Below are 17,399 nucleotides of genomic sequence, written 5' to 3' on the forward strand. Positions count from 1 at the left end.
GGCGGGTCCGGCTTTGATCGCGGCACAAACTTGAACAGCCAGGCATAAATAACGCACAAACAAAAACGCCGATCATCACTGATCGGCGTTTTTGTTAAATATGGAGCGGGAAACGAGACTCGAACTCGCGACCCCGACCTTGGCAAGGTCGTGCTCTACCAACTGAGCTATTCCCGCAAATGGCGTCCCCTAGGGGACTCGAACCCCTGTTACCGCCGTGAAAGGGCGGTGTCCTAGGCCACTAGACGAAGGGGACACGCTAACTGAAACACATGGTGTGTATTTCAGTGCCCAGACCCTAGTCCGAAGACTTGGTCCTGGTTTCACTCAGTGCCGCCCGAAAGCAACACTGTTTAAAATTGGAGCGGGAAACGAGACTCGAACTCGCGACCCCGACCTTGGCAAGGTCGTGCTCTACCAACTGAGCTATTCCCGCAATGGCGTCCCCTAGGGGACTCGAACCCCTGTTACCGCCGTGAAAGGGCGGTGTCCTAGGCCACTAGACGAAGGGGACACACGTACAACATTCACTCCCTACCGCGTTTCGCTGTGTGCTTTACGCTGTAAGTGGCGCGCATTCTATGGATGGATTGGGAGGTCGTCAACCCCCAACTATAAATTTATTTAAATCAATGACTTCGATGCGCTTTACCGGGCTTCCCAGGCATTCTCGCCGTCCAGTGTTTGGCGCCTATATTCTGGCGTCCGACAAGACGCTATAGTTCACATCGGTGAATGATGGCAATGTGCATCCATGCCGATACCGCCTACCTATATAGAGGAAAGTGCCGGGTCAACTCGTCGACCAGTCCTATCCGCCCAATGCTCCAGTCACTACACTCCAACGTAAACCAATAAAGAGGTCTCACCGGTGACACCACTCATGATCACCCTGCTGGTAATAGCCGGGATCGTAATACTGATCGCCATTGGCTACATGAACCACGTGGTGGAAAACAACAAACTGGAAAAAGCCAGGACCCAGATCGAGCTCAATGACCGACTACGTCGCTGTGGCGAAATCACCGAGACCTTCCCGGGCCAATTGATGACCCCGGCGCTCAAGCTGTTGCTGACCCGCCTGGAACTCAACGTCAACCAGCGCCTGTTGAACCTGAACAAATCCAGCACACCCCTTAAGGCGCGAATCACCGAGCTCAACGCACTGATCGCCCAGGGCGAGTCGATTCCGGTGACCAACCCTCCCGGCCCGATCCAGACCGAAGCCAAGGCCAAGGATGTGCGTTTCCTGTTGGAAGCGCTGCACGGCCAGGTGACCCGCGCGGCCCAGGACGGCTTTTTGCCGACTAACGAGGCCAAGCACTGGATCAAGGAGATCCGCCACATCCTGGTGCTGCTGCACATCGAGTTCTTCAACAACCTCGGCCAGCATGCCTTGCAACAGACTCAGCCAGGCCAGGCACGCCTGGCATTCGAGCGTGGCGTCCAGTATTTACGCAAACAGACAGAGCCGGTGCTCTACAGCGAGCAGTTGCAGTGGCTGGAGAAACAACTGGCCCGCGCCAACGCCATGGTGCTGACTAACACCCAGCCGGCTGAAAATGAAGTCAATGAATTGACCGAAGGCTTGAAAGTCGTGGATGCGGATGCTGACTGGAAGAAAAAGGCGATTTACGACTGATCCCCTCTCCCCCTGTAGGAACCAGGCGTCCCCCTAGCGCCTACAGGAATTGCCCGGTGCCATCATTCTGCATCTATCCCCTCGCCCGCGACTAGCGTAAAAAAGTGCCCCTCACTCTGTTAACGAAAGAGGCTCTCTCCATGCCTGTCGCCGTGATTGATGGACAACCCTTGCACTACCTGGACCAAGGCTGCGGCCCCGTCGTCCTGCTAGGCCAAAGTTATCTCTGGGACCGCCAAATGTGGGCGCCGCAGATCGAAGCCCTTTCCCAACAATACCGCGTGATCGTTCCCGAGTTGTGGGGCCACGGTGAGTCCGGCCCTCTGCCGCAGAAAACAGCGTCCATGGATGACCTGGCACGCCAGACCTTGGCCCTGATGGATCACTTGGACATTGCCCAAATCAATCTGGTGGGGCTTTCGGTCGGTGGCATGTGGGGTGCGCGCCTGGCATTGCAGGCACCGGAGCGGATCAACAGCCTGGTACTGATGGACACTTACCTGGGCGCCGAGCCTGAGGCCACTCGCCAGTATTACTTCTCGCTATTCAAGATGATCGAAGATGTCGGCGCCATCCCGGAGCCCTTGCTGGATGTGATCGCACCGATCTTCTTCCGCCCGGGCATTGACCGCGAATCGGCCTTGTACCAGGACTTTCGCAACGCGCTGAAGGCCTTCCCCAAGGAGCGCTTGCTGCACAGTATCGTACCGTTGGGCCGGCTCATCTTCAGCCGCGGCGATGTGCTGGAACACCTGCCGCGCCTGGACGCCGACACCACACTGGTGATGTGCGGCGACCAGGACAAACCACGGCCACCGGCCGAGTCCAAAGAGATGGCCGATTTGATCGGTTGCGCACTGACCCTGATTCCAGATGCCGGGCACATCTCCAGCCGGGAAAACCCTGATTTCGTCAACGAAGTGCTGCTGACGTTCCTGGCCAACCACGCCTGACGCCTCCCCCTTTGAAACGCCGCGATCAAGCGGCGATCAAAGGCGGAAGTGCCCGACCATCCCTTTCAGCTCCGCCCCCAACTGCGCCAGCTGGATACTGGATGCCGCATTGCCTTGCATGCTCAACGCCGATTGATCGGCACTGGCACGAATACTGGTGACACTGCGATTGATTTCCTCGGCCACCGAGCTTTGCTCCTCGGCGGCGGCGGCGATCTGCTGATTCATTTGCTGGATCAACGACACCGCTGCCGCAATGCTGCCCAAGGCACTTTCGGTTTCCAGCGCATCGCTGACCGCCAACTTGACCAATTCACCACTCTGTTTGATCTGCTGCACCGAAGACTGCGCCGCACTGCGCAAGGTACTGACCAGCCGCTCGATTTCCTCGGTGGATTGCTGGGTCCGCCTGGCCAACGCCCGCACCTCATCGGCCACCACGGCGAAGCCACGCCCCTGCTCCCCTGCCCTCGCCGCTTCGATCGCTGCGTTCAGGGCCAGCAAGTTGGTCTGTTCGGCCACGCTCTTGATCACCTCGAGGACGGTGCCGATGCTCTGGATTTCCGCACTCAAGCTTTCGATGCTGGTACTCGCGGAAGTCGCCGAGGTCGCCAGCAACTCAATGCGCTGCAAGCTCTGGCGCACCACCTGCTGACCACTGTCGACCTTGTCATCTGCCGTTTGCGCGGCCTGGGCTGCCTCTTCGGCGTTGCGTGCCACATCGTGTACCGTGGCGGTCATCTGGTTCATGGCGGTGGCAACTTGCTCGGTTTCTTCCTTCTGGCTGCTGACCTCGATATTGGTCTGCTCGGTCACGCTGGACAGCGAATGGGCGGAGCTTGCCAACTGCTCAATACCCGCCTGCAACCCGCTGACCATGCTGCTCAAGCCCGTGCCCATCTGCTGCATGGCCTGCATCAGTTGGCCAATTTCATCGCGACGGCTGACCTCCATCCGACCACTGAGGTCACCGGCGGCTATTTGTTGGGCTACTGCAATCACACTGCGCAGTGGCGTGACGATCAACCGAGTGATGCCCCATGCGGCAATCAACCCCACCAACAGGGCAAGAGCAGAAGAACCCATGATCAGCAAGGCGCTTTTCTTCAGTTGCGCCTGCATCGACTGATCTTCTGCGGCATAGGCCTGGTTGACCCGGGTCACCACCTGATCGGCGCGCTCATGCAACTGCTTGTAGACAGTCTTTTCCTGCGCCAGCAGGCCGGTGTATTCGCCAAGCTTTTCGCTGAACGCCGCAATATGCCCGGCGACTTCATTGAGCACCGTCTGGTAGCCGGGATCCTTGACTGTGGTTTTCAGTTGCTCGGCTTGGGCCAGGGCCTGATCGGCCTGTTCAATCTTGCCTTGCCCGGCGTTTTCGTCATCGCCCTTGCGGCTTTGATCCAGGCGCAGCCGTGCCTCGTTCATGGCTTGCAACATCAGCCGCGAAACCTGGCTGACCTGCCCCGCCTGCTCGATAAACTCGGCGCCGTCCTTGCCCTGGCTTTCCTTGAGACCGTAGGCACCGTCATCCGCCAGACCGGCCTGCAACACGTCGAGGTTGTTGGAAACGCTGGAGACCGACCAACTGGCCATTTCCAGCGCCAGGTCCTTGGCCTGAGTCAGTTCGACAAACTCGTCGAACGCCTTGCGATAGGCGACCAGGGCCTGCTCCACATCGGTCATCACCGGCACATTGGTAGCAGAACCGGCCTTGAGACTGGCGGCCAAAGCGGACAATGCATCAACGCTTTCATGCAAGGCGTCGACGGATTTTGGATCGGCATGCAGTGCATAGTCCTGCTCGATCAAACGCACGTTCAACAGGCCGCTGTTGAGCGAAGACATGCTCTTCAGCCCTTCAAAACGCAGGCCGACGGTTTGCAGGGACCACACGCCAATGGCGGCCACCAGCGCCGTCAGCAGCAACACCAAGGCAAAGCCCAGGCCCAATTTCTTCGCCATACCGAGGTTGGCAAAACGTCGTTGCACGCCCGAAATCATTGCACTTGAGTCCTCTTGGAGTGGCGAATGCCATCAAGCCCACTTTCCATGCAGGGAGATTCGCAACGACAAGGCATTGAACACAAGACACTGGCGCCACAATAATGGCAAAAAGCTACACACTCGTCGTTTTCAGAATGGTCGAGGTCGATCCTGCCGCTTTGAACAGCGCCAGCGCACGCTGATCAGCAGCATAGGCCACATTGATACGCAGCCAGTCGCTATGTACGCCCGCCGGGTTGAACAGCGAACCCTGCGACAGCAAAACCCCAAGTTTACGAGCCCTGGCCTGCAACTGCGGACGGCGGGCCACGCAAGGCCTGGCCCAAACAAACATGCCACCTGCCGGCACGGCAAAGACCTCCCACTCTTCGTCCTCCAGCACCTGCAAGGTCATGGTCATTTCAGTGCTCAGGCGCTTGCGTAGTCGCTGCACCCATTTACGATAAGTGCCATTGGCCAATAAGGTTGCCACCACCGCCTCGGCAAATCGCGAAGTACCGATGCCGGTCAGGGTCTTGACCTTGACCAGTTGCGCGATGATTGCCGTACTGGCGGTCAGATAACCCACCCGCAGGGCACTGCTGAGGGTCTTGGAAAAACTCGAGACATAGATGACCCGGTCTTCGTGGGGCAACGCCGACAACCGTGTGCAGTTAGCGTGTTGCAAATCACCATAGACGTCTTCTTCGACAATGAAGAAGTCCTGGGCATGAGCCAGTTGCAGCAATCGCTCCGCTACCACCAGAGACAGGCTGGTACCGGTCGGGTTGTGATAGAGGCTGTTGATGAACAGGCACTTGGGACGATGTACCAGCAGTAACGCCTCCAGCGCCGCAATATCCGGGCCGCCATGGGTGCGGGGAACCTCTAGCAGTTTGACGCCGTGAAACGCCAATAAACGGTACAAGTTGGCGTATCCCGGGCTTTCAACCACCACCGTGTCACCTGCCTTGAGCAATGTGCGTATCAGTAGGTCCAGGGCATGGCTGGCGCCCTGAGTGGTCATGATACGGTCGAGACTGGTGGCAATCCGAATATGGGTCAGGCGCCTGAGCAGTTGCTCGCGCAACGCCGTCAGCCCAAGCGGCGTGCTGTAGTTGAATAGCCCTGCGGTATTGGTGCGGGTGACTTCACGAATGGCATAGATGATGTCGTCACTTTCACGCCATGCGTCGGGCAGCCAGCCGCACCCCAGTTTCAATTCACCCAGTGGGTTATCGGTGAAACTTCCCCATCCTTGTTCCGCGCCCTCATACCATTGGCTTTCGCCCTTGGGGCCGCTGGCTACAAGTTGCTCGGCAACGAAAAACCCGGAACCTTGTCTTGATGCCAGCAACCCTTGCGCCACCATCCGTTCGAATGCCTCGATGACACTGGACTGGCTGAGCAAGTTGTCACGGGCCAATTGTCGGATGGGCGGCAAGCGCGTCCCAGGGCTTACCCCGCTCTGTCGAATCCACTCGGCAACCGCACTGACGATCTGCTGAACTACCGGTACAAGGGCCTGTCGATCAATCCCTAAATCCATGAGCCACCCACTTCAACTGTTTGTCATTTAAACCCAAAACAGTTAAGCACAGCCGCTGGTGAGCGCCGCTCAAAATATTTATTAAATCATTGATTTTATTGATTTATTTACCTATAGAAACACATTCTGAAGCGGCATCTGGCCACCTACGGAAACGCCCCACAGCACCTCGAAGGTATTCTGATCAGGTAAGGGCTTGTGGTCCTAGATAGCCGTGGCGCCACCGTCCACGGCCAACGCTTGCCCCGTGGTGAAGGCAGCACCGTCGCTGCACAAATAGAGCACAGCACTGGCGATTTCCCCAACCGTACCAATACGCCCGACCGGGTGCATGGCGGCGGCAAATTCTGCCTTCCTTGGATCCGCCTCGTAAGCGCGACGGAACATGTCGGTGTCGATCACCGCCGGGCAGACCGCGTTGACCCGAATTTTCTTTTTCGCATACTCAATGGCCGCAGACTTGGTCAGGCCAATGACCGCATGCTTGGAAGCGGCATAAATACTCATCTTCGGCGCAGCGCCCAACCCGGCCACCGACGCCGTATTGACGATCGCCCCGCCGCCCTGGGCCAGCAGCAACGGCAACTGGTACTTCATGCACAACCACACGCCCTTGACGTTGACCCCCATGATGGCGTCGAACTCTTCCAGGCTGCCATCGGCCAGCTTGCCCTTCTCGATCTCGATCCCGGCGTTGTTAAAGGCATAGTCCAGCCGGCCATAAGTGGCCACGGTTTGCTGCATCAACTGCTGTACATCCGCGTCCAGGGTGACGTTGCAGCGCACGAAAATCGCCTCGCCACCGGCCTGATGGATCAGCGCCACCGTACCTTCGCCTCCCGCCACATCCAGATCGGCGACGACCACTTTCAAACCTTCATCGGCAAACGCCAATGCCGTGGCGCGGCCAATGCCGTTGGCCGCACCGGTGACCAGGGCGACCTGGCCGGAAAACGTCATGCTCATGGTTGGATCCTTGGATGGAATGCCCGTTGACCCAGTCTAGCCACTGGTCACGCAGCCACGTCAGCACTATCAGAGGACCGGTTAGTGCTTCATGAGTGGCGGTGATAAGTCTGCCGCGCTCACTATCATCACAACCTATCGGCGGGCATTCGCACCCGTCGGCCCAGCTTGCTCCCCGCACCAAGAGGGACTATCACTCAAGGTTCACTTCTTCAGAGTCCCTGCCATGACTGCCCAGACCAACCGCCAATTCCTGCTCGCCAAACGCCCGGTCGGCGCGGCTACCCGGGATACGTTTACCTACCAGGAAGTGCCGGTAGGCACGCCTCAGGAGGGGCAGATTCTGGTGCGCAACGAGTACCTGTCACTGGACCCGGCGATGCGCGGCTGGATGAATGAAGGTAAATCCTACATTCCACCGGTTGGCATTGGCGAAGTCATGCGGGCACTGGGCGTGGGCAAGGTTATTGCGTCGAACAGCCCCAAATTTGCAGTGGGTGACTACGTGAATGGTGCCCTGGGCGTGCAGGATTACTTCCTCGGTGAGCCGCGAGGGTTCTACAAGGTCGACCCAAAACTGGCACCACTGCCGCGTTATCTGTCGGCACTGGGGATGACGGGGATGACCGCCTACTTCGCCCTGCTCGACACCGGTGCGCCGAAGGCTGGAGAAACCGTGGTCATTTCCGGCGCGGCCGGTGCGGTCGGCAGCATTGCCGGGCAAATCGCCAAGATCAAAGGTTGCCGCGTGGTGGGGATCGCCGGGGGCGCCGACAAGTGCAAGTTCCTGGTGGATGAGCTGGGGTTTGACGCGGCTATCGACTACAAAAACGAAGACGTACACGTCGGCCTCAAGCGTGAATGCCCCAAAGGTGTGGACGTGTATTTCGATAACGTCGGCGGCGACATTCTCGACGCGGTGCTGAGCCGACTGGCGTTGAAGGCCCGGGTAGTGATTTGCGGTGCGATCAGCCAGTACAACAACAAAGAGGCGGTAAAAGGACCGGCCAACTACTTGTCATTACTGGTCAATCGGGCCCGTATGGAAGGTTTTGTGGTGACGGACCATGCGGCGAACTATGCCAGCGCCGGGCAGGAAATGGGCGGCTGGATGGCGCAGGGCAAGCTCAAGAGCAAGGAAGATATTGTCGAGGGCCTGGAGACGTTCCCGGAAACGTTGATGAAGTTGTTCAACGGGGAGAACTTCGGGAAGTTGGTGTTGAAGGTGTAGCAGCGTTCGCTCCTACACCTGGGCCTCGCTATCAGGCGATCTCGGCAACCACCGCCGCCAACGCCTTGGCCGGGTCGGCTGCCTGGCTGATCGGGCGGCCGATTACCAGGTAATCGGAACCGGCGTCCAGTGCCTGGCGCGGAGTCAGGATACGGCGCTGGTCGTCCTGTGCACTGCCCGCCGGGCGAATCCCCGGGGTGACCAGTTGCAGGGACGGATGGGCGGTTTTCAACGCCTGGGCTTCCAGCGCCGAACACACCAAACCATCCAGACCAGCCTTTTGCGCCAGTGCCGCCAGACGCAACACCTGCTCCTGCGGCTCGATATCCAGGCCGATACCCGCCAGGTCTTCTCGCTCCATGCTGGTCAGCACGGTCACGCCAATCAGCAGGGGCTTGGGGCCGGTGCGCTGGTCCAGCACATCGCGGCAGGCCGCCATCATGCGCAAACCGCCGGAACAGTGAACGTTGACCATCCACACGCCCATCTCGGCAGCGGCCTTGACCGCCATGGCCGTGGTGTTGGGGATATCGTGGAATTTCAGGTCAAGGAACACCTCGAAGCCTTTGTCACGCAAGGTGCCAACGATTTCCGCCGCGCAACTGGTGAACAGTTCCTTGCCGACCTTGACCCGGCACAGTTTCGGGTCCAACTGGTCAGCCAGCTTCAGTGCGGCGTCACGGGTGGGGTAATCCAGGGCGACGATGATAGGAGTCTGGCAGACGGACATTGGAATGGGCTCTCAGGCAAGTCGAAATCGGCGCGGATTGTAGCGCAAGCAGCGCCTTTGCGGGATCCGATGATCGGTAAATCCTCAGGATTCGGCCATTGACCGGCAAATATTTCAAAGTAGATACATTCACGACATGTCTACAACACGCCTGAAGACTAGCCTCGCCCCATGACCCGAGCGGCCAGCACTTCCAGCCACAGGATTGGGCGCCTATGCTGGACGTGACAACCTCGCCGCCGCCCTTGGGCCCAGCGGCCAACCAGGCAGATGATCGCACTATGCAAACCACACCCTTCGCGCTGAATGACGATCAAAAAGGTACTGGCCCCGCCGACGACAAGCGCTGGAACACCCGCGCGCTGATTGTCGACGACGATGTGCCGATCCGCGAACTGCTGATCGATTACCTGGCCCGCTTCGGCATTCTTGCCAGCGGCGTGACCGACGGCGCCGCCATGCGCCAGGCCATGCTGGCCGAAACCTTTGACGTGGTGGTACTCGACCTGATGCTGCCCGGTGAAGATGGCCTGTCGTTGTGCCGTTGGCTGCGGGCCGAGTCGGACATCCCGATCCTGATGCTCACCGCCCGTTGCGAGCCCACCGACCGCATCATCGGCCTGGAACTGGGGGCCGACGACTACATGTCCAAACCCTTCGAACCCCGTGAGTTGGTAGCACGGATCCAGACCATTCTGCGCCGGGTGCGCGACGATCGGACCGAGCAGCGGGCCAATATCCGTTTCGATAACTGGCGCCTGAACAGCGTATTGCGCCAATTGGTGGCCGATGACGGCCTGGTAGTGCCACTGTCCAACGCCGAGTTTCGCTTGTTGTGGGTATTTATCGAGCGCCCGCGCCGGGTGCTGAGTCGCGAGCAGTTGCTGGATGCAGCCCGTGGTCGCTCCATCGAAGCCTTTGATCGCAGCATTGACCTGTTGGTGTCGCGTCTACGACAAAAGCTGGGGGATGACCCTAAAGCACCGCAACTGATCAAAACCGTGCGCGGCGAAGGCTATCTGTTCGACGCCCGGGATATCGGTTAATGCGCAACGCCTTTAACACGCTGTTCGGCCGGCTGTTTGGTGTGTTGTTGGTGGCCATTGTCCTGGCCCATGTGCTCGCCTTCTTCTGGTTTCACCACTACGGCCCGCCACCACCACCGCCCCATGAAACATTTATCGAACAACCCGACGGCACCCTGACACCCATGCCCAAAGCTCATCATCGGCCTTGGTTTGGAGGCCCGGTGGTCCCCCTGACATTCCAATTCATCTCGTTGATCATCGCCGCCTGGTACGGTGCCAAACTGCTCAGCCGGCCGATCCAGCGCCTGAGCGCGGCGGCCGAGCGCTTGAGCGTCGACCTCAATAGCCCGCCGCTGGATGAATCCGGCCCCCGAGAAGCACGCCAGGCAGCATCGACCTTCAACTTGATGCAAAAACGCATCCGCGAGCAGGTCACACAGCGGGCGCGCATGCTCGGGGCCGTCTCACATGACCTGCGTACCCCACTGTCACGGCTCAAACTGCGCCTGGAACAGATCGAAGACACCAAACTGCAGGGCCAGATGCGCCAGGATCTGGACGACATGATCGGCATGCTCGACGCCACCCTCAGCTACCTGCACGAGCAACGCACCAGCGAAACCCGGCATTGGCTGGATGTGCAGGCGTTGGTGGAGTCCCTCAGCGAAAACGCCCAGGACCGAGGTTCGGACGTGCAATGCAGTGGGCAGTGCGCGCCGTTGCAGGTACAGCCGATGGCCCTGCGCTCAAGCCTCAATAACCTCATCGATAATGCACTGAGGTATGCCGGTACCGCGCGCATTGAACTGGCCGATAGCCCTCAAGCCCTTGTGGTGCGAGTCATCGACCATGGACCGGGGATCGCCGCAGATAAGCGTGAAGCCGTGTTCGAACCCTTTTTCAGACTGGAGGGTTCGCGTAACCGCAACTCCGGCGGAGTGGGTTTGGGGATGACCATTGCCAGGGAAGCAGTGGAGCGGCTCGGTGGAAAGTTGAGCCTGGAGGAAACACCAGGGGGCGGGTTGACAGCCGTCATGTGGCTGCCCCGGGCGTAACGTGCTGATCGCTCCGTGCGGGAGCGATCATGCAGTACCGATTATTGACCCGCCTTGTCTTCCCGACGCGCCTGGGCCTGGCTGTTACTCCAGTCGATCAACAAGCTGTAAGCCACCGCCAGCAGCGTCGGCCCGATAAACAAGCCGATAAAGCCAAAGGCAATCAACCCACCAAACACTCCCAGCAGCACGATCACCAACGGCAGGTTGCCGCCACGGCTGATCAGGTACGGCTTGAGCACGTTGTCCACGCCGCTGATGATGAACGTGCCCCACACCCCGAGGAACACCGCGTAGGTGTAATCACCTTTCCACGCCAGCCACGCTGTGGCCGGAATCCAGATCAGCGGCGGGCCCATGGGAATCAGGCTGAGCAGGAACGTCACGATCCCCAGCACCAGCGCCCCCGGGACGCCGGCAATCAGGAACCCGATCAACGCCAGCAACGCCTGGGCAGCCGCCGTGCCGATCACGCCATTGACCACTCGTTGCACCGTACCCGCCACCAGTTCGATGTAGTAGCTGGCGCGGTCACCGATCAGGCGCTCCAGCAGGCGGTGGGCAAACATCGCCAGGCGCGGCCCATCCCGATAGAAAAAGAACACGAACACCAGGCTCAGGGTCAGTTCGAGGATACCGCCACCGATCTGCGCGCTACGGGCCAGCAACCAGTTGCCGACCTGTCCCAGGTAGGGCTTCAGGCTGGCGATCAGTGCAGTACCTTGTTGGTCGATGCTGTCCCACATGCCCACCAACCGCTCACCCACTAGAGGGATGGAACCCAGCCAGGCGGGTGAATGGGGCAAGCCGTCGACCTGAATATCCTTGATCAGCACCACGGCGCTGCGCACATGGTCCGCCAGGTTAAAGCCCAGCCAAACCAGCGGTACCGCCACCAACAACATCCAGACCAGGGTCAGGATGCCGGCGGCCAGGGATTCGCGCCCGCCCAACCAGCGGGTCAGCAGACGCATCAGCGGCCAACTGGCAAACGCCAGCACTGCCCCCCAGAACAGCGCCGACCAGAACGGCGCCATGACCCAGAAGCTGGCACCAAACAGTACCAGGAGCAGGATCTGCACCAGCAGGCGATCATTGTTGAGCATGTGGTTTCTCGAAAAGAAGTCTGTAGAGGGAAAGAGCAGCTTGGTCGGTGACCTCGGCATTGTAGCCGCTGCCGAGGCACGAGGCTGCGATGCGGGCCGCAGGACCGCCCTCGGGGGCCGCTACGCGCCCATCGCAGCCTCGTACCTCGGAGCGGCTACAGGTCAGCGTATCAGATGCAGGTGCAGGCCCTTGGCCTCGGCAGTGCCGGTTTCCAAGCGCGCGGCACGCACGCCTTGCTCGATCAGGCCCTGACGCCAGGCTTCGGCATTGGGCCCAGTCAAACTGACCCGCAAAGTGGCGTCCAGGTTCAATCCACGGGAAATCAAGGTCAGCCAGGTGGCATCCGGTTCGGCGCCAAGTTTGGGAAAGTCCAGCTCACCGGTACTTTTCAGTTCCCGCAGGAGCGTGGCCGACGTCGGCAGCAAATCTCCCAGGGGGGCACTGGCGTCGAGTTGCTCGACATGCAGGTAAGCCCGACGATTGCCTCGGGTGATGCCATACAGCGCGACCAGCGAATTGTCTTGCGGAGCGGCCAAACGCAACAGCAGGTACTCCTGCTGGCCATCGGCGCCCACCAACTTGGCGTTGCCGAATACCTCATTGGCCCACAGGCTGCTTTCCCCGCAATCGCGGGCCTGGCACCAGAACAACAGTTGCGCGCCCTTGGCCTGCAAGGCTTCGCGGGTTGCGGTAAAGGCTGCGCTGGAGGTGTGTTCGGCAGGAAGCTCATAGGTGATGGCAGTGGCCTGGCCCCGGGCGGTGGCCTGGCCTTCATAGCGCAACTGCCCGCTGATCTTGCGGATCGCACCCATCGGGTAGATGCGTTCCTTGTCTTCGGCCGGGCGGTAATCGACGATCTGTGCGTCGGCCTGACGCGCCACGGCAGGCAAATCCTGGCTACCCGGCACGTCGGCAGCGAACACCAGCGGGCTGAAACAGCACAGGCCCAAAATACGGATAAATCCTTTCGGCATACTCATTGGGTCAGCGAGCCCTGGCCATACGGGATCGCAGCGGTGTTGAGATTGTTCATGGTTGACTCCCTTTCGATCCGCCCAGCCTCGGCAGTTGCCCCCGCCAAGTCAAGGCGTGGTGAAGAACCGATTGAAACAGTCTGCAACAAGGACCGCGCCAGGCTCGTCATTCAGGTGCAAATGATGGCCACCGGGCAGCGTTGCCAGATTGAAAGGAAGCTGTGCAAGCAATTCGGAATGTTTCGCCAACATGCCGTCTTCAGCCACCACCAATTGCGTCGGACAAGCCACGCGTTGCACGAAAGCCATGGCCTGCTCTTGCGTCAGACGCATCGGTGAGGCAAGAGTCAGGCGGCTGTCGCTGCGCCAGGTGTAACCGCCCGGTACCGGCATCAAGCCGCGCTGGGCCAGCAGTTCGGCGGCTTCGCGGCTGACCGCCACCACGCCTTTCATCCGTGCTTCAATGGCGCGCTCGAGTGTGCTGTACACCGGTTTGCGCTTGTCTTGCAGGCTCAATTGCGCCTGCAACGCCATACCCAAGCGCTCGGCGACATTCTCGCCGGTGGCGGTCGGCGGGATCACGCCGTCGATCAATCCCAGGTGTGTCACCCGTTCAGGCAAGGCGCCAGCCAACACCAGAGAAACGATGGCGCCCAGGGAGTGGCCAAGTAATGCAAAACGTTTCCAGCCCAGTTGTTCAGCCACTTGCAGCACATCGTGGACGTAATCCCACAGGGCGTAACCGGCCCCGATGGGTCGATGGGCCGAGTGACCGTGCCCGGCCATGTCCAGGGCAATGATGCGCAGACCACTGAGTTTCGGCGCCAGGCGCGCAAAGCTGTTGGCGTTGTCCAGCCAGCCGTGCAGGGCGATGACCGGCAAACCGTCTTCAGGACCAAATAAATGAGCCGCCAGTTCGATATGGGGCAGGCTCAGGCGCACCTCTTCGACAGGCGCGGTCATGCGCAGTCGGGCTCACACTGGCGGGCTTCCCAACGGGCAAACAGGTGCTTGATCAAGGTCGCGGTGTCCTGGGGACGCTCAAGGGGAAACATATGGCCGCCGGGCATGGTCAGCATTTCGCCCATGGGCATGCGCCCGACACTGCTGGCATGGTGACGCATCACCACCCGGCTCTGACGCCCGCGCACCACAGCCAGCGGGACTTTCAGTTGACGGGCCTGGCCGGGGCTGGTGTGAGGTACGCCCCGGTAGATACTGATTTCGGTGGCTGGGTCAAAGCGCAGGCGCAGACGGTCACCGACCTGTTGCAGGCCATGCTGCAAATAGGCATCGAAACACTCGGGGTCGAAACCACGAAACAGGGTCTTGCCGGCGAAGTATTGACGCGCGGCGTCCAGGTCTGCGAACTCTTCACGCCGGCCCAGGGTGCGGCCGGCCGGGGTCAAGCGGTCGATAAAACCAAAGCGCTTGGCGGCACGGATCACCCAGCGGTCGGTCCGGGTCAGTACCGGAGAATCCAGCATCACGACACCGCGATACAACTGCGGGCAACGCAAGGCCGCATGCAGGTGCAACACGCCGCCCAGGGAGTGGCCTACGCCCCACACCGGTTCCGGTTGCTGCTCCAGGTGGTGGATCAACTCGTCCACCAGGTTCTGCCAGTTATCGTCCACCGGAAACCGGGGGTCGTGACCGTGCTGTGGCAAGTGCGCGACGGCATACTCTGGGGCCAGGGCGGCAAACAATTTGCCGTAGGTCGCCGAAGGAAAGCCATTGGCGTGAGTGAAAAACACGTGTTGCGACATACCGGACCCATCACCGAAAACAGAAATTTATTGTCCCCAAGCCCGGCTGCCACAGCAATGACTGTAACTGCCAGGAATGATGACACTCACGCCATGGCTATCGAGCCGGTGGATTTTCACCCAGCGGCACCACGGCCATGGTCAACCGTGACACACAGCTGGCCTTGCCTTCATCGCTGGTCAGGCGAATGTCCCAGACATGCGTGGTGCGCCCGATGTGAATCGGCTTGGCCACCGCCGTCACCCGTCCCGAACGCAGGCCCCGCAGGTGGTTGGCATTGATTTCCAGGCCCACGCAGTAGAACTTGCTGGCATCGATGCACAGGAAGCTGGCCATGGAGCCCACCGTCTCCGCCAACACCACCGAAGCGCCGCCGTGCAGCAGGCCAAAGGGCTGATGGGTACGATGGTCGATCACCATGCTGGCGGTCAGGGATTCATCATCAAAAGCTTCGAAACGAATATCCAACACTTCACCGATGGTATTTTTCTGGCTGGAGTTCAATCGTTCGATATCGGGTTGGGTACGCCACAGGCTCATTAACGTGTCCTTATTGGTGTTGTGAAGGGTTCAATCCTGCCACAGCACGGCCTCGGAGCGTTCGCTCCAGGCCTGGAATTGTGACCCGTACGTGGATTCGATGACGCTGCGCTTTATCTTCAGGGTCGGGGTCAGGAAACCGTTCTCCACCGCCCAACTGTCTTTCACCACCACCAGTTGGCGCAAGCGCTCATGTTTATCCAAGGCCTGGTTAACCTCCTCCAGCAAGCGCTCAAGGCTACCGTGCAGGGCATTGCGGGCCGAGCCCGCCGCATCTTGCAGACCCACGGCGGATAACACACATAGCCCCATGGGCGCGCTCAGGCCATCACCGACCACGCACACCTGTTCGATGCGCGCATGCTCGGACAGGCGGTTTTCGATGGGGGCCGGTGCCACGTATTTACCTTTGCTGGTCTTGAAGATTTCCTTGAGGCGCCCGGTCAACCGCAAACGTCCCTCGGCGTCCTGCTCGCCTTTGTCTCCGGTGCGCAGAAAACCGTCTTCGGTGAGGGTCTCGGCCGTTTTCTCCGGGTCTTTGAAGTAACCGAGCATGGTCGCGCCACTGCGTACCTGAACTTCACCCGATGAATCAATACGCACCTCGACCTCCGGGCACGGCAGGCCGATCCAGCCGATTTTCTGTTGGCCGGGGCGAGACACATGGGAATAACCGCAGGCTTCAGTCATGCCGTAGACCTCCAGCACATCCAGCCCCAGTCGCTGGTACCAGCGCAATAGCGCCTCGGGCACCGGCGCCGCTCCGGAGAGTGCAATGCGCAACGCATCCAGGCCCAGCCCGGCGAGCACCTTGTGCCCTACCCGCTTGCCAATAAACGGCAAGCGCAGCAGGGTATCGAGGCGTTTTTCTGGAATCTTGCTGTACACCCCCATCTGAAATTTAGTCCAGATCCGTGGCACACCGAACAGCGCAGTCGGCCGCGCCCGCCTGAGGTCAGCCAGAAACGTATCGAGGCTTTCGGCAAAAAAGACGGTCTGCCCGGTGTAGATCGAGGCCAGTTCGACAAACATCCGTTCAGCCACGTGGCACAGCGGCAGGTAGGACAGCAGCCGGTCGCCCTCCCCCAGTCCAAACAACTTAGTGCCACCCTCGGCGGCAAAACCCAGGGCACCGAAGCAGTGCATCACGCCCTTGGGCAGGCCGGTGGTGCCGGAGGTGTAAATGATGGTGGCCAGGTCTGAAGGGGCAGGCGCCGGGTTGTCCTGGATCGGTGAGCAGGCTTGCAGGTCGGCCCAGGTGTAATCGAAGTCATCGGCCGGGCACAGCGGCAAACTGATGGTGGGCAGGCCAGGCTTGACCCCGGGTTTCATGGCGGGCCAGTCGTCCAGCTTGCCGATAAATACCAGGGCTGCCTCGGAATGTTCCAGTACATGGGCTACGGAGTCGGCGGTGAGGTTGGGATAGAGCGGCACCGAGACGTGTCCGGCCATCCAGATCGCCAGGTCGGCGATGATCCAGTGGGCGCAGTTTTTCGAGATCAGGGCGATATGGGAGCCTGGGGCCAGTTCCTGCGCTCGCAGCCAGTGTGCGGCGCAACGTGCTTGATGGCCGACGTCGGCCCAGGTAAGGGTTTGCACCTCGCCACCGCCCATGGGTTGGACCATGAAGTGTTGGCGCGGGTGACGCGCTTCACGTTCGAAGAAGACCTGCAGCGGCAAACGAAAAGCGACAGACATGGGACGCGCTCCTGTGTGTTCCGATGGTAGCCAACCAAGCACTTGCTTGGGTGACTATATAGCACACACGAGGGGGCTTCTACGGGGGAACGGAGTTCAAGTTGGGCGGGCTGGGGGGTACATATCCGTTGCTGCGGTTACGGCTGCTATTGGTTTCGCTCTTACAGCGA

15 protein-coding genes, 4 tRNA genes and 1 pseudogene are annotated in these 17,399 nt (G+C 60.1%); 5 read left to right on the plus strand and 15 right to left on the minus strand.

Annotated features, from left to right (window positions below; translation table 11 throughout):
- Positions 1-101 precede the first annotated feature (101 nt).
- From GNF76_RS27890 to GNF76_RS27905, 4 genes are all read right to left on the minus strand, one after another.
- A tRNA-Gly gene (locus tag GNF76_RS27890) sits at positions 102-177 on the minus strand.
- Between the two features lie 3 nt (positions 178-180).
- Positions 181-256 (minus strand) — tRNA-Glu (locus GNF76_RS27895).
- A 104-nt stretch (positions 257-360) separates the two neighbouring features.
- Positions 361-436 (minus strand) — tRNA-Gly (locus GNF76_RS27900).
- Between the two features lie 2 nt (positions 437-438).
- Positions 439-514, minus strand: a tRNA-Glu gene (locus GNF76_RS27905).
- Between the two features lie 357 nt (positions 515-871).
- Between GNF76_RS27905 and GNF76_RS27910 the strand changes: the two genes are divergently transcribed.
- Positions 872-1,642: a hypothetical protein gene (locus GNF76_RS27910; RefSeq protein ID WP_178123633.1), complete on the plus strand. Its 771-nt coding sequence runs from the start codon at positions 872-874 to the stop codon at positions 1,640-1,642.
- Positions 1,643-1,782: 140 nt separating this feature from the next.
- Positions 1,783-2,595 (plus strand): alpha/beta fold hydrolase, encoded by an 813-nt coding sequence (locus tag GNF76_RS27915; RefSeq protein ID WP_155586278.1) that lies wholly within the window; start codon positions 1,783-1,785, stop codon positions 2,593-2,595.
- A gap of 36 nt (positions 2,596-2,631) precedes the next feature.
- Here GNF76_RS27915 and GNF76_RS30025 read toward each other — a convergent pair whose 3' ends face one another.
- The 4 genes and pseudogenes from GNF76_RS30025 to GNF76_RS27930 form a co-directional block, all read right to left on the minus strand.
- A complete protein-coding gene (locus tag GNF76_RS30025) occupies positions 2,632-3,513 on the minus strand; it encodes a methyl-accepting chemotaxis protein (protein ID WP_379652611.1) in 882 nt (293 codons plus the stop codon).
- Positions 3,493-4,599, minus strand: a pseudogene (locus GNF76_RS30030) (HAMP domain-containing protein); the annotation flags it as partial. The pseudogene GNF76_RS30030 and the gene GNF76_RS30025, both read right to left, overlap by 21 nt.
- 115 nt (positions 4,600-4,714) lie before the next feature.
- The gene (locus GNF76_RS27925) at positions 4,715-6,130 is read right to left on the minus strand and encodes an aminotransferase-like domain-containing protein (protein WP_155586280.1); all 1,416 of its coding nucleotides are present in this window, start codon (positions 6,128-6,130) and stop codon (positions 4,715-4,717) included.
- A gap of 204 nt (positions 6,131-6,334) precedes the next feature.
- Entirely contained in the window at positions 6,335-7,096 is a 762-nt protein-coding gene (locus tag GNF76_RS27930) for an SDR family oxidoreductase (RefSeq protein WP_155586281.1), read from the minus strand.
- Positions 7,097-7,322: 226 nt separating this feature from the next.
- Here GNF76_RS27930 and GNF76_RS27935 point away from each other — a divergent pair, with 226 nt between their 5' ends.
- Positions 7,323-8,327 (plus strand): NADP-dependent oxidoreductase, encoded by a 1,005-nt coding sequence (locus tag GNF76_RS27935; protein ID WP_155586282.1) that lies wholly within the window; start codon positions 7,323-7,325, stop codon positions 8,325-8,327.
- Positions 8,328-8,358: 31 nt separating this feature from the next.
- Here the strand turns inward: GNF76_RS27935 and pyrF are convergent, their stop codons facing one another.
- Positions 8,359-9,057: an orotidine-5'-phosphate decarboxylase gene (gene pyrF, locus GNF76_RS27940; protein WP_154743164.1), complete on the minus strand. Its 699-nt coding sequence runs from the start codon at positions 9,055-9,057 to the stop codon at positions 8,359-8,361.
- A 281-nt stretch (positions 9,058-9,338) separates the two neighbouring features.
- Here pyrF and GNF76_RS27945 point away from each other — a divergent pair, with 281 nt between their 5' ends.
- Both GNF76_RS27945 and GNF76_RS27950 read left to right on the plus strand, forming a co-directional pair.
- Positions 9,339-10,103 carry a response regulator gene (locus GNF76_RS27945; RefSeq protein WP_155586291.1) on the plus strand — a complete coding sequence of 255 codons (765 nt, stop codon included), beginning with the start codon at positions 9,339-9,341 and terminating at the stop codon, positions 10,101-10,103.
- On the plus strand, positions 10,103-11,140 hold the full coding sequence (locus tag GNF76_RS27950; protein ID WP_155586283.1) for a sensor histidine kinase: 1,038 nt from the start codon (positions 10,103-10,105) through the stop codon (positions 11,138-11,140). The genes GNF76_RS27945 and GNF76_RS27950 overlap by 1 nt, the downstream gene beginning before the upstream one ends.
- Positions 11,141-11,181: 41 nt before the next feature.
- On the opposite strand, the gene GNF76_RS27955 is transcribed toward GNF76_RS27950, so the two are convergent.
- The 6 genes from GNF76_RS27955 to GNF76_RS27980 form a co-directional block, all read right to left on the minus strand.
- On the minus strand, positions 11,182-12,246 hold the full coding sequence (locus tag GNF76_RS27955; RefSeq protein WP_155586284.1) for an AI-2E family transporter: 1,065 nt from the start codon (positions 12,244-12,246) through the stop codon (positions 11,182-11,184).
- A gap of 162 nt (positions 12,247-12,408) precedes the next feature.
- A complete protein-coding gene (locus GNF76_RS27960) occupies positions 12,409-13,227 on the minus strand; it encodes a DUF4892 domain-containing protein (protein ID WP_155586285.1) in 819 nt (272 codons plus the stop codon).
- A 102-nt stretch (positions 13,228-13,329) separates the two neighbouring features.
- On the minus strand, positions 13,330-14,184 hold the full coding sequence (locus GNF76_RS27965; RefSeq protein WP_155586286.1) for an alpha/beta hydrolase: 855 nt from the start codon (positions 14,182-14,184) through the stop codon (positions 13,330-13,332).
- Positions 14,181-14,990: an alpha/beta fold hydrolase gene (locus GNF76_RS27970; protein WP_155586287.1), complete on the minus strand. Its 810-nt coding sequence runs from the start codon at positions 14,988-14,990 to the stop codon at positions 14,181-14,183. Before GNF76_RS27970 ends, GNF76_RS27965 begins: the two co-directional genes overlap by 4 nt.
- 97 nt (positions 14,991-15,087) lie before the next feature.
- The gene (locus GNF76_RS27975; protein WP_155586288.1) at positions 15,088-15,531 is read right to left on the minus strand and encodes a hotdog fold thioesterase; all 444 of its coding nucleotides are present in this window, start codon (positions 15,529-15,531) and stop codon (positions 15,088-15,090) included.
- Positions 15,532-15,561: 30 nt separating this feature from the next.
- Positions 15,562-17,229, minus strand: coding sequence for an AMP-binding protein (locus tag GNF76_RS27980; RefSeq protein WP_155586289.1), 1,668 nt, complete (start codon positions 17,227-17,229; stop codon positions 15,562-15,564).
- Between the last annotated feature and the right edge of the window lie 170 nt (positions 17,230-17,399).

The organism is Pseudomonas spelaei (assembly GCF_009724245.1).
Classification (GTDB): Bacteria; Pseudomonadota; Gammaproteobacteria; order Pseudomonadales; family Pseudomonadaceae; genus Aquipseudomonas; species Aquipseudomonas spelaei.

Excerpts from the sequence above, each read along its gene's own strand:
- GNF76_RS27950 (WP_155586283.1), top strand. The coding sequence starts at position 10,103 with ATGCGCAACGCCTTTAACACGCTGTTCGGCCGGCTGTTTGGTGTGTTG.
- GNF76_RS27980 (WP_155586289.1), bottom strand. The coding sequence starts at position 17,229 with ATGTCTGTCGCTTTTCGTTTGCCGCTGCAGGTCTTCTTCGAACGTGAA.
- pyrF (WP_154743164.1), bottom strand. The coding sequence starts at position 9,057 with ATGTCCGTCTGCCAGACTCCTATCATCGTCGCCCTGGATTACCCCACC.
- GNF76_RS27925 (WP_155586280.1), bottom strand. The coding sequence starts at position 6,130 with ATGGATTTAGGGATTGATCGACAGGCCCTTGTACCGGTAGTTCAGCAG.
- GNF76_RS27935 (WP_155586282.1), top strand. The coding sequence starts at position 7,323 with ATGACTGCCCAGACCAACCGCCAATTCCTGCTCGCCAAACGCCCGGTC.
- GNF76_RS27930 (WP_155586281.1), bottom strand. The coding sequence starts at position 7,096 with ATGAGCATGACGTTTTCCGGCCAGGTCGCCCTGGTCACCGGTGCGGCC.
- GNF76_RS27955 (WP_155586284.1), bottom strand. The coding sequence starts at position 12,246 with ATGCTCAACAATGATCGCCTGCTGGTGCAGATCCTGCTCCTGGTACTG.
- GNF76_RS27975 (WP_155586288.1), bottom strand. The coding sequence starts at position 15,531 with ATGAGCCTGTGGCGTACCCAACCCGATATCGAACGATTGAACTCCAGC.
- GNF76_RS27965 (WP_155586286.1), bottom strand. The coding sequence starts at position 14,184 with ATGACCGCGCCTGTCGAAGAGGTGCGCCTGAGCCTGCCCCATATCGAA.
- GNF76_RS30025 (WP_379652611.1), bottom strand. The coding sequence starts at position 3,513 with ATGCAGGCCATGCAGCAGATGGGCACGGGCTTGAGCAGCATGGTCAGC.
- GNF76_RS27945 (WP_155586291.1), top strand. The coding sequence starts at position 9,339 with ATGCAAACCACACCCTTCGCGCTGAATGACGATCAAAAAGGTACTGGC.
- GNF76_RS27970 (WP_155586287.1), bottom strand. The coding sequence starts at position 14,990 with ATGTCGCAACACGTGTTTTTCACTCACGCCAATGGCTTTCCTTCGGCG.
- GNF76_RS27915 (WP_155586278.1), top strand. The coding sequence starts at position 1,783 with ATGCCTGTCGCCGTGATTGATGGACAACCCTTGCACTACCTGGACCAA.
- GNF76_RS27960 (WP_155586285.1), bottom strand. The coding sequence starts at position 13,227 with ATGAGTATGCCGAAAGGATTTATCCGTATTTTGGGCCTGTGCTGTTTC.